Below are 10,691 nucleotides of genomic sequence, written 5' to 3'. Positions count from 1 at the left end.
TGCCGCGGGTCGAACCGGGCGGCGAACTCCCCGAGGCCGCCCGCGGTGCCGGGGGCCGCGGGTGTGCCCGGCCCGTCGTCCTCGATGAAGCCGCCGGGGCGCGGCGGCGGGCCGCCCGCGGGGCGTTCGGGCGGCAGCCCGCGCCAGGCGTCGACCAGGTCCGCGGGGGCGGGCCGCGCCGGGCTGCCCGGACGCAGTTCGTCGGTGCCGTCGGCCAGCACGGGGGCGAGCAGTTCGGCCAGTTCCCGTGCCTCGTCCCGGTCGATCCGCTCGGGCCCGGCCAGCTCGGTCAGCCGGGCCGCGTCGGTCGGCGACAGTTCCTCGGCCAGTGCCGCCGTCGTGGCGGGGCCCGGCGGCGACCCGGCGATCACGGGTCCCCGCTCACCGGGTGCCACCAGCGCGGTGCTCGGCCAGAACACCCCCGCCAGCAACGGACGGTAGTCGCGGCCCGGCGGGTTCCACCAACGGTGACCGGTCTCCAGGAACCGGGCGATGAAGTCGTCGTAACGCCCGGTGGCGGCCGCCCAGTCGTTGTTCCAGCCGTGCGAGAACAGGAACACGTCGGTGGCGTGGGCGGCGGCCTCCACCACGGCTTCCGCGGTCCGCTCGCCGGTGCAGGCGCCGGACTTGTCGAAGGGCACGATGTACGCGTCGGCCCCGGTGGCGCTGCCTCCGGTGAGGGTCCGCCAGGGCCTCACATCTGTTGTGTCCGCCATCGTCGACCACCTCGAAGGGGCTGCGGCGGGGGCCCGGGTCCGGGGGACGGCCGGGCTGCTGCTTCCAGCTTGCGCCGTTCGGGTGAGGCCGGCAATCGGCCGTGGACGGCGGTGACCGGGGGCGACCGGGGGCGCCCGTGACGGTCGGTGGCCGCCGTCACGGCCCGTCACGGGAGGCCGTCACGGTCCGTCATCCGCCCGCGCGGGCCGGGCGGTCGGCCCGGCCCGCGCCGGTCACGGTCAGTGCGGGCCGCCGCGCCGGATCGCCTCGGCGTACCAGTGCGCGCTCGCCTTCGGCGTGCGGGCCAGCGTCGGGTAGTCGACGTGGACGATCCCGAACCGCTTCCCGTAGCCGTACGACCATTCGAAGTTGTCCAGCAGCGACCAGAGGTAGTAGCCGCGGACGTCGGCGCCGCCCTCGACGGCGTCGGCGACCGCCGCGAGGTGCCCGCGCAGGTACGCGATCCGCTCGGGGTCCTGGACGGTGCCGTCCGGGCCGACCACGTCCTCGTAGGCGGCGCCGTTCTCGGTGACCAGCAGCGGCAGACCGTGCTCGCGGTGCAGCGCCAGCAGCAGCTCGGACAGCGCGCCGGGCTCGACCGGCCACCCCATCGCGGTCACCTCGCCCGGGGCGGGGTGGAAGGCGACCCGGTCGGCGCCGGGCCAGGGCGAGTGCTCGCTGACGCCGTGTCCGTCGTGCCGGGCGGCGCCGGCGGTGTGCGGCGCCGCCGACACCACGGTCGGGGTGTAGTAGTTCAGCCCGAGCAGGTCGATCGGCCGGGCGATCCGGGCGGGGTCGCCGGCCCGGACGAACTCCCAGTCGGTCAGGTGCGCGGTGTCGGCGAGCAGGTCCTCGGGGTAGCCGCCGTGCAGCATCGGGCCGGTGAAGATCCGGTTGCCGACCGCGTCGATCCGGCGGGCTGCATCCAGGTCCTCGGGCCGCCCCTCGAGCGGCCGCACCGCGTGCAGGTTCAGCGAGACGGCGATCCGGGCGGCGGCGGGCAGCGCGCCGCGCAGCGCGTCGACGGCGAGGCCGTGCCCGAGGTTGAGGTGGTGGGCGGCGCGCAGCGCGTCGACCGGGTCGGTCCGGCCGGGGGCGTGCACCCCGGAGCCGTAGCCGAGGAAGGCGCTGCACCAGGGCTCGTTGAGGGTGATCCAGGTCGGCACCCGGTCACCGAGCGCCTCCGCGGCCAGGGCGGCGTACTCGGCGAAGCGGTACGCGGTGTCGCGGACCGGCCAGCCGCCGCGGTCCTCCAGGTGCTGCGGCAGGTCCCAGTGGTAGAGGGTGGCGGCGGGGGTGATCCCGTGGGCGAGCAGTTCGTCGGCGAGCGCCCGGTAGAAGTCCAGGCCGCGTTCGAGGGCCGGGCCGCGGCCGGTGGGCTGGATCCGCGGCCAGGACAGCGAGAAGCGGTACGAGGTGAGGCCGAGGCCGGCCATCAGCCGGACGTCCTCCCTGAAGCGGTGCAGGTGGTCGACGGCCCGGTCGCCGGTGTCGCCGTTGACGGTCCGGCCCGGGGTGTGGCTGAAGGTGTCCCAGATCGAGGGGGTCCGGCCGCCCTCGGCGGCGGCGCCCTCGACCTGGTACGCGGCGGTCGCGGCGCCCCAGACGAAACCCGGGGGGAAGCGTCGGCTGTTGACGGTCATGCGGTGGGCTCCTCTGTGGGATGCGGTGGTGCGTGGGGTCAGCTCTTGACCGCGCCGGCGGTGATCCCGCCGACGATGTGCCTACCCAGCACGGCGAAGACCAGCAGCAGCGGAAGGGTGCCGACCAGGGCGCCGGTCATGATGACGGCCTGGTTGATCTCGTACGCGCTGCCGCCGCCGATGCCGGCCAGGGCCACCTGTACGGTCGGGTTCTGCTGGGTGAGGACCACGAAGGGCCAGAAGAAGTCGTTCCAGGACTGCACGAAGACCAGCATGCCGAGGACGGCCATGGCGGGGCGGGCGATCGGCAGGACCACGTGCCACACGATCCGCAGGCTGTGCGCCCCGTCCACCCGGGCGGCCTCGATCAGCTCGGTCGGGACCGCCTCGGCGAGGAACTGCCGCATGAAGAACACCCCGAACGCGGCCACCAGCGACGGCAGCACCACCGCCTGGAGGTGGTTGCCCCAGCCGAGGCCGGTGACGATCCGGTACAGCGGGATGACGCCGAGCTGCGGCGGGATCGTCATGGTGGCGACCACCAGCGAGAGCAGCGCGCCCCGGCCGCGGAAGGCCAGCTTGGCGAAGGCGAACCCGGCCAGGGTGGCGAACAGCACCGTGGACAGCGCGACGCAGCCGGCCACCACGGTCGAGTTGAGCAGCGCGGTGCCCATGTCGGCCTGGTCCCAGACGGTGCGGACGTTGTTCCACAGCTCGCCGCCCGGCACCAGCGGCGGCGGCGACTGGGCGACCCGGTCGCCGGTGGAGGTGGCCGCGACGAAGGTCCAGTACAGCGGGAACAGCGAGACGACCGCGGCGAGGCCGAGCACCAGGTAGGTGACCGGACCGGCCTTGTCCTGGGCGCCGGCGCCGGGGCGCAGACGGCGCCGTAGCGCGCCGGGGGCGGTGGTGGCGGCCATGGTCAGCCCTTCGGTTCGAGGCGGTGGCGGCGGGCGAACAGGTACCGGACGGCGCCGATCAGCAGCAGGAGCAGCAGCATCGTCCAGGCGACCGCCGAGGCGCGGCCCAACTGGCGGCTCGGCCAGCCGAGTTCGTACATGTACAGGCCGAGGGTCTGGAACTGGTGGGCGGATCCGCCGCTGACCCCGACACCGCCGCCGAACAGCAGCGGCTCACCGAACAGCTGGGTGGCCCCGATGGTGGAGACCACGACGGTGAACAGGATGGTCGGCCGGATCGACGGCACGGTGATCCGGGTGAACTGCTGCCAGCGGGAGGCACCGTCCAGCGCGGCGGCCTCGTACAGGTCCTTCGGGACGGCCTGCATCGCGGCCAGGTAGATCAGTGCGTTGTAGCCGGTCCAGCGCCAGGTGACGATGGTCGCGATGGCGATCTGCGAGGGCCAGGTGTCGGCGTACCAGTCGGTGTGCGCCAGCCCGAGCCCCGACAGGCACCAGTTCACCAGCCCGTAGTCGGGGTTGAACAGCTGGACGAAGACCAGCGTCGCGGCGGCGATCGAGGTGGCGTACGGCGCCAGCACCGCGACCCGCAGGAGACCGCGGCCGCGCAGCCGGTAGTTGAGCAGATGGGCGAGGACCAGCGCCATCAGCAGCTGCGGCACGGTGGAGAGCACACCGATGGTGACGGTGTTGCGCAGCGCGTTCCAGAACTGGTCGGTCGCCCACAGCCGGGTGTAGTTGCCGAACCCGCGCCACTCGGCGACGTCCGGGGTGAGCAGGTCGACCCGGTGCAGCGAGAGCCAGCCGGTCCAGACCAGCGGGAAGAGACCGAAGACCGCGAAGCACAGGAAGAACGGCGCGATGAAGACGTACGGCGAGGCCTTGAGGTCGAGGCGGTGCAGCCGGGAGCGCCAGGCGGGGCGCCCGGCCGCAGCGGCGGGGCCGGGCCGGTCCGGCGGGGGCGGGCTGTCCTCGGCGGGCGCGCGGAGGGTGGAGGCCACGGGGAGTCCTTCTCGGGGTGGCTGCCTCCGGCAGGGCGGAGGCGCGAGGGGCGGAGGCGCGAGGGGGCGAAGGGTGGGGGCCGGGCCCGGCCGCCCGGAGCCGGGCGGCCGGGCCCGCGGACGGCGGGCGGGAGACGTCAGCCGTTGACCTTGTCGTCGATCAGCTTGGTGACGGTCTGCCAGGCCTTGGCAGGGTCGGTGCCGTGCTGCTCGATGTCGAGGATCCCGTTGTCGGTGATGATCGTCTTGACCGTGCCGTCCTGCTCGCCGATCGGCGCGGGCTTGATGTTCCCGGCGGTGGTGGCGAAGATCTGGCCGGTCGGGGTGGAACCGAAGTAGTCCAGCCGGGCACCCTGCACCGCCGGCAGCTGCAGGCCCGCCGTGGTCGAGGGCAGGTTCCCGACCTTGGTGAACACCTTGGCCTGCTGCTCGGGCGCGGTCAGCCAGGCGGCCAGCGCGGCGGCCTCGGCGGTGTGCTTGCCGGCCTTCGGTACCGTCAGGAAGGCACCGCCCCAGTTGGAGGCGACCGGGGCCTGGGCGATGTCCCACTTGCCCTTGCCACTGTCGCCGGAGTACTTGCTGATGATGCCGGTCATCCAGGACGGGCAGACCACGGTCGCGAACTGGGCGTTGGTGAAGGCGGTGTTCCAGTTGTCCTGGAACTGGCGGAGCCCGGCGCTGATCTTCGCCTGGGAGGCGCTGACCGCGATGTCCCAGGCCTTCTTCACCCCGGGACTGTCCCGGTAGACCAGCTTCCCCGAGGCGTCCGAGTACTGCTGCGCCTCGGCGGACAGCGCCGCGTTGAACAGCCCGCTGGCCGAGTCGGTGAAGAAGGTCCCGGCGGGGGCCTTGGACTGGTACTGCTTGCCGGCGTCGACGAACTTGCTCCAGTCACCCGCCCAGAGCCTGCCGACCGCCTCACGGTCGGACGGCAGACCGGCCTGCTCGAACAGGTCCTTGCGGTAGCAGACCGCCATCGGGCCGATGTCGGTGCCGAGCCCGATCAGGGCGCCCTTGGCGGTGGTCGCCTGCTTCGACTTCCAGGGCAGCCAGGCGTCCGCCTTCACCCCGTCCGCCTTCGACAGGTCGGTGAACTTGTCGCCGAGGGTGCCGGCCGCCTGGGCGATGTAGCCGACCTCGACCGCCTGGATGTCCGAGAGCCCGCTGCCGGAGGCCAGGTGGGTGGTCAGCGCGTCCCAGTACTTCTGGCCGTCCTGGACGGTCTCGTACTTGATGGTGATGTTCGGGTGCGCGGCCATGTACTCGTCGTACAGGCCGGCCTCCTTGTACCCGAAGGTGCCGAAGTCGCCGACGGTCAGCGTGACCTGCGCGGACCCCGGGCCCGCCGATCCGGCGGACTGCGGGCCGCCGCTGCTGCAGGCGGTCAGCAGCAGGGCGGAGCAGAGCAGCGCCGCGGCGGCCGGGGCGGTGGCTCTGCGGGGGCGGGAGGTGGTGCGCATGTGCGTCTCCTTGTTCCGAGGACGGTTCCGAGGACGTTCCGTGGGCGTTCGTTCCGTGGGCGTTCCGAGGGCGTCCGTGGACGGGCCCCGCGGGGTGCGGCCCGCGGCGGCCGGGCCGACCTGCGCGGACGGGTGGCGGATGGGGTGCCTGGAGTTGTCGTACGGGGGTGCGGTGGGGCGGGGCGCCCCGGTGTACGCTCGCCGAAGCCTGTGTGGGAGCGCTCCCACTCGGCCTGTGGGAAGGTTGCTGCGTCCCGGGGCCGGGTGTCAAGCCTGTGTGTCGGATCTGTTTCCGGCGGCCGCCCCGGGCGGTCCCGGCGGCGGGCGGAGGCCGACCCGGTTGGTGTCCGGCGGCGGGGCGCGGGGACGATGGGGTGGTGGCCGGGCGCGAGTGGAGCCCGGCCGGGTGAACGGAGAGGCGGCAGGATGGCACGGATGGTGGGCGGGCAGGCCGGCGGCCCGGCCGGCGGCGCAGCCCGGGGGGCGGCGCGCCCGACCCTCGAGGAGGTGGCCGCGCTGGCCGGGGTGGGCCGCGGGACGGTCTCCCGGGTGGTCAACGGCTCGCCGCGGGTCAGCGAGAAGGCCAAGGAGGCCGTGCTGGCCGCCATCGCCGAACTCGGCTACGTGCCCAACCGGGCGGCCCGGACCCTGGTCACCTCGCGGACCGACTCGATCGCGCTGGTCGTGCCGGAGGCGGAGACCCGGCTGTTCTCGGAGCCGTACTTCTCCGACATCATCAGCGGGGTGTCGGCCGAACTCGCCGAGACCGAGATGCAGTTGCTGCTGATCCTGGTCCGCAACCGGCGCGAGCGCGAGCGGCTGGCGGCGTACCTGACCGCGCAGCGGGTGGACGGCGTGCTGCTGGTCTCGGTGCACCGGGACGACCCGCTGCCGGCACTGCTGGAGAGCCTGGAGATCCCGTCCGTGCTGGCCGGCCGCCGCGGTGACGCGGAGCCGCTCGGCTATGTGATCGCGGACAACGCGGGCGGCGCCCGGATGGCCGTGCGGCACCTGCTACGGCGCGGCTGCGACGCCATCGCGACCATCACCGGCCCGCTGGACATGGAGGGCGCCAGGGCCCGGCTGGGCGGCTACCGGCAGGCCCTGGAGGAGGCCGGCCGGCCGTACCGGGAGGACCTGGTCGGGCTCGGCGACTTCACCGAGGAGGGCGGCCGGCTCGCGATGCGGGAGCTGCTGGAGCGCAGCCCCGGGCTGGACGCGGTGTTCTGCGCCTCGGACCTGATGGCGGCCGGGGCGATGCAGGTGCTGCGGGCGGCCGGCCGGTGGGTGCCGCAGGACGTGGCGGTGATCGGGTTCGACGACTCGGTCGTGGCCCGGCACACCGAACCGCCGATGACCAGCGTCCGGCAGCCGATCGAGGAGATGGGCCGGACCATGGCGCGGCTGCTGCTGGAGGAGATCGGCTCGCCCGGCCGGGCCCACCGGCAGGTGGTGCTGGCGACCGAGCTGGTGGTCCGCGACTCGGCCTGAGGGCGCGGCGCGACCCCGCGGTGCGGGGGCTGCTGCGCGACGGCCTGCGGCGCGGGGGTCGGCGAGTGCGGTGCGGGAGCGCTCCCATCCGTCCGTCCGGGTGGTCCGGACCCGTTCGGTGGGCCGAATGGGGGTACCGGCGTTCACTCGTCGGTGGCGACCGGGCCCGGTGCCGCGCCTGCTCGGCTAGCGTCTGCCCTGCCCGACCCCTGACCTCGGCCGGTGCCCCACCCGGGCCGGACCGGACCGGGCGGAACGGGGGACGGATCCGCGGCCGTCCCGAACACCTCGCAGGGGAACCGAACGTGAACCACAGACCGGTGCTCACCGCCGCCACGGCCACGGCCGTGCTCGCCGCCCTCGCCGCGCTGCTGCTGGTCGGTGAGGCAGACCGTTCACAGGCCGACTCCGCCCCGGCCGCCGCAGGTGACCCGGCCGCCCGGCCGGACGGGGTGACCCGCGCGCCCGCCGCCGCACCGCCGCCCGCCGACACCGTGGCGGGCAGCGGCCCGGCGGGCGGGCTGACCGTGCTGACGGCCCGGCAGTCCGGGCTGAGGATGCACGCGTTCGGCGTGGCGGAGTCCCGGGCGGCGGACGGCGCAGCCGTGGTCGGCATGCCCCCGGACGCCGAGGCGGACCAGGAGTGGCTGGTCCTGCCGTCGGCCACCGGCGAGCTGGTCCTGCGGTCGTTGCTGGCCCCCGCCGACGACGCCGGACCGCTGCTGCTCACCACCGACCCCGACGACTCGGTCTACCTGCAGCACGGCCGGTCCGCTGGCCCGCAGGAGGACCCGGCCCAGCTGTGGACCTTCGCGGGGGACCCGGCCCGGACCGACGCGGCCGCCACCGACTCCCCGTTCCGGATCGCCGCGCAGCGGGGCGGCTGCCTCCTCGACAACGGGTACGGCGAACGCCTCACGGTCGGTTCGTGCGAGGACCCCGGGGCGTGGTGGACCTCCGACGGCACCACGGCCGCCGCGGGCGCGGACGGACCGGCCGTCAGGTCCTGAGGCCGGCGCCGGCTAGTACACAAAGTTATTTGATCAAAACATGGAGTGACCTTTCGGGTCGGCGCCGCTGCGCGCTCAGTGAGGGGCGTCCTGCCCGGCGTCCTGCTGGGCGTCGTGCGCGAGCAGGGCGACGTACAGCGAGGTGAGCTGCTCCAGGTCGTCGAGGTCGGTGCCGAGCAGTTCCTCGATGCCCTGCAGCCGCCGGTAGAGCGCCGGGCGGCTGATGTGCTGGTGCTGCGCTGTCAGGGACTTGTTGCGGCCGGTGCTGAGGTAGCCGCGCAGCAGTTCCAGCAGGTCGGGGCGGCCCAGCAGCGGCCCGAGCTCACGCACGATGAAGGACTGCAGCTGCGGGTCGTCGCGCAGCAGCCGGACCAGCCCGCGCAGCCGTACGTCCCGCAGCCACGCCACCGGACCGGCCGGCGGCCCGGCCAGGGCGGCGTCCGCGACGTGCACCGCCTCGACGAACGAGCGGCTCAGCTCGTCCAGCACCGCGCAGCCGAAACCGGCGCCGGCTGCCGCCCGCGCGCCGAGCGCGGCCAGCCGTTCGTGCAGCCGGACCGCCAGCCGGCGCACCTCCTGCTCGGCGTCGCGGCCCGGCGGCAGGCTCAGCAGGACGGCCAGGGCGTCCGGCCGGATCCAGGCCGTCAGTGCCGCGGTGCCGTCGTCGGCGAGCTGCCGCTCGACCAGTTCGCGCAGGCCCGGGACGCGCCCGTGCGGGCGCAGCACCAGCGGGACGAAGGTCCGCCGGCCGGCCGGCAGCCCGGCGGCGCGGATCCGGGGGAGCAGGTCCTCCGGGCGGGCGGTGCCGGCCGCGAGGTCGGTCAGCAGCACCTCCGCGGCCTGCTCCTCCCAGCCGCGGCCGCGTTCGCCGAGCAGGTGGTGCAGGGCCAGCGCCTCGGCGGCGCGGGTGCCGATCACCCGGGCGGTCTGCGCGGTGCCGGGGTGGCCGAAGAGCACCAGCTGACCCCACTGGCGGCCGCGGGCCTCCAGCCGGGCCACGATCCAGCCGTCCGGGCCGAGCGTCACCGGTGAGTTCCCGGCCATCGCGGCGACCTGCCGGGACACCAGGTCCCAGTCGCGCAGCAGGTCGCCCAGTGCGGTACGCGGCCCGGCGCAGGCGAGCACCCGGCGGGCCAGGTTGACCACCACCGCGGGGCCGCCGCCGTACGCGGAGATCTCGTCCAGCAGACGCTGCAGCGGGACGCCGGAGAGGTTGAGTGCGGTGAGGGCGCTGCTCATCCGGTCGGAGAGGTCCAGTGCGGCGAACCGGCCGTGCAGCAGCCGGGCGTGCACCTCCTCGGTGAGGCGGGTGAACGGCGCAGGGCGGTGCAGCACGATCAGCGGGACCCGGCAGCGCTCGGCGGCCCGGCGCATCGCCTCCGGCGTGGTCCGGAAGCCCCGGCCCAGCCCCAGCACCACCGCCGCGGCCTCGGCGCGCTGCATCGCCTCCACGTACTCCACCTGCCGGCGCTCGTCGCCGGCCAGGAGCACCCCCGTGGTCAGCACCATCTCGCCGCCGGAGAGCATCACCGCGACGTCGGTCGCCTCCGCCACATGCAGCCAGCGCACCGGCCGGTCCAGCCGGCCCGGGCAGGCCGCCACCTCGGCGCCCCAGGTCACCATCGGGTCCAGGTCGAGCACGTCCTGCACGGTCAGGCGGCCGTCCTCCAACTGCGCCTCCCCTCCGGGTGATCGTCGGAGTCTATGCCGCCCGCCGGGCCCGCGGTGTGCCCCGGCGCACATTGCCCGCGGCGGGCCCCGGATGACAGAGTGCGACCATGGTCCACCCCGCCGTGCCGCAGGCCTCCCTCGCCCCCGCCGCCGTGTTCGACTGGCTCGACGAGGCCGCCGAGCTGCGCGCGGGCGCCGGACTGACCCGGACCCTGCGCAGCCGCCCCGCCGAGGACCCGGTGCTCGACCTGGCGGGCAACGACTACCTGGGCCTGGTCCGCCACCCCGCCGTGACCGGCGCCGCCGCCGAGGCCGCGCTGCGCTGGGGCGGCGGCGCCACCGGGTCCCGGCTGGTCACCGGCACCACGGCGCTGCACACCGAGCTGGAGAACGAACTGGCCGCGTTCTGCGGGTTCGAGGCCGCGCTGGTCTTCTCCTCCGGGTACGCGGCCAACCTGGCGGCACTGACCGCCCTGACCGACCCGGACACCCTGATCGTCTCGGACGCGTACAACCACGCCTCGCTGATCGACGGCTGCCGGCTGGCCCGCGCCGACGTGCACCGCGCCCCGCACGCCGACCCGGCGGCCGTCCGCCAGGTGCTGGCGGACCGGACGCAGCGGCGCGCCCTGGTGGTCAGCGACTCGGTCTTCTCGGTCGACGGCAACGCGGCGCCGCTGCCGCGACTGGCCGCCGCCGCCCGCGACGGCGGCGCCGCGCTGCTGGTCGACGACGCGCACGGCCTCGGGGTGCTCGGCGAGGGCGGCCGGGGCGCGCT

Annotated in this window: 8 protein-coding genes and 1 pseudogene; 3 read left to right on the top strand and 6 right to left on the bottom strand. The window is 75.0% G+C overall.

Features of this window, described 5'->3' with window-relative positions; all coding sequences use genetic code 11:
• The 5 genes and pseudogenes from AA75_RS49730 to AA75_RS25145 form a co-directional block, all read right to left on the bottom strand.
• Positions 1–716, bottom strand: a pseudogene (locus tag AA75_RS49730) (hypothetical protein); the annotation flags it as partial.
• A 240-nt stretch (positions 717–956) separates the two neighbouring features.
• On the bottom strand, positions 957–2,360 hold the full coding sequence (locus AA75_RS25160; protein WP_033822517.1) for a GH1 family beta-glucosidase: 1,404 nt from the start codon (positions 2,358–2,360) through the stop codon (positions 957–959).
• A gap of 38 nt (positions 2,361–2,398) precedes the next feature.
• Positions 2,399–3,280 carry a carbohydrate ABC transporter permease gene (locus tag AA75_RS25155; protein ID WP_033822516.1) on the bottom strand — a complete coding sequence of 294 codons (882 nt, stop codon included), beginning with the start codon at positions 3,278–3,280 and terminating at the stop codon, positions 2,399–2,401.
• Between the two features lie 2 nt (positions 3,281–3,282).
• Positions 3,283–4,182, bottom strand: a complete 900-nt coding sequence (locus AA75_RS25150) for a carbohydrate ABC transporter permease (RefSeq protein ID WP_233289184.1) — start codon at positions 4,180–4,182, stop codon at positions 3,283–3,285.
• 236 nt (positions 4,183–4,418) lie between these two features.
• Positions 4,419–5,741: an ABC transporter substrate-binding protein gene (locus AA75_RS25145; RefSeq protein ID WP_033822514.1), complete on the bottom strand. Its 1,323-nt coding sequence runs from the start codon at positions 5,739–5,741 to the stop codon at positions 4,419–4,421.
• Between the two features lie 435 nt (positions 5,742–6,176).
• On the opposite strand from AA75_RS25145, the gene AA75_RS25140 reads away from it, so the two are divergent.
• On the top strand, positions 6,177–7,232 hold the full coding sequence (locus AA75_RS25140) for a LacI family DNA-binding transcriptional regulator (RefSeq protein ID WP_033822513.1): 1,056 nt from the start codon (positions 6,177–6,179) through the stop codon (positions 7,230–7,232).
• Positions 7,233–7,537: 305 nt separating this feature from the next.
• Positions 7,538–8,242 (top strand): hypothetical protein, encoded by a 705-nt coding sequence (locus tag AA75_RS25135; RefSeq protein ID WP_033822512.1) that lies wholly within the window; start codon positions 7,538–7,540, stop codon positions 8,240–8,242.
• A 75-nt stretch (positions 8,243–8,317) separates the two neighbouring features.
• Here the strand turns inward: AA75_RS25135 and AA75_RS25130 are convergent, their stop codons facing one another.
• A complete protein-coding gene (locus AA75_RS25130; protein WP_033822511.1) occupies positions 8,318–9,913 on the bottom strand; it encodes a PucR family transcriptional regulator in 1,596 nt (531 codons plus the stop codon).
• A gap of 107 nt (positions 9,914–10,020) precedes the next feature.
• Between AA75_RS25130 and AA75_RS25125 the strand changes: the two genes are divergently transcribed.
• On the top strand, positions 10,021–10,691 hold a 671-nt coding region (locus AA75_RS25125), incomplete at its 3' end, for an aminotransferase class I/II-fold pyridoxal phosphate-dependent enzyme (RefSeq protein WP_149038361.1).

Source organism: Kitasatospora sp. MBT63 (assembly GCF_000710465.2).
GTDB lineage: Bacteria > Actinomycetota > Actinomycetes > Streptomycetales > Streptomycetaceae > Kitasatospora.
This window is presented reverse-complemented; position numbering and strand designations above follow the sequence as displayed.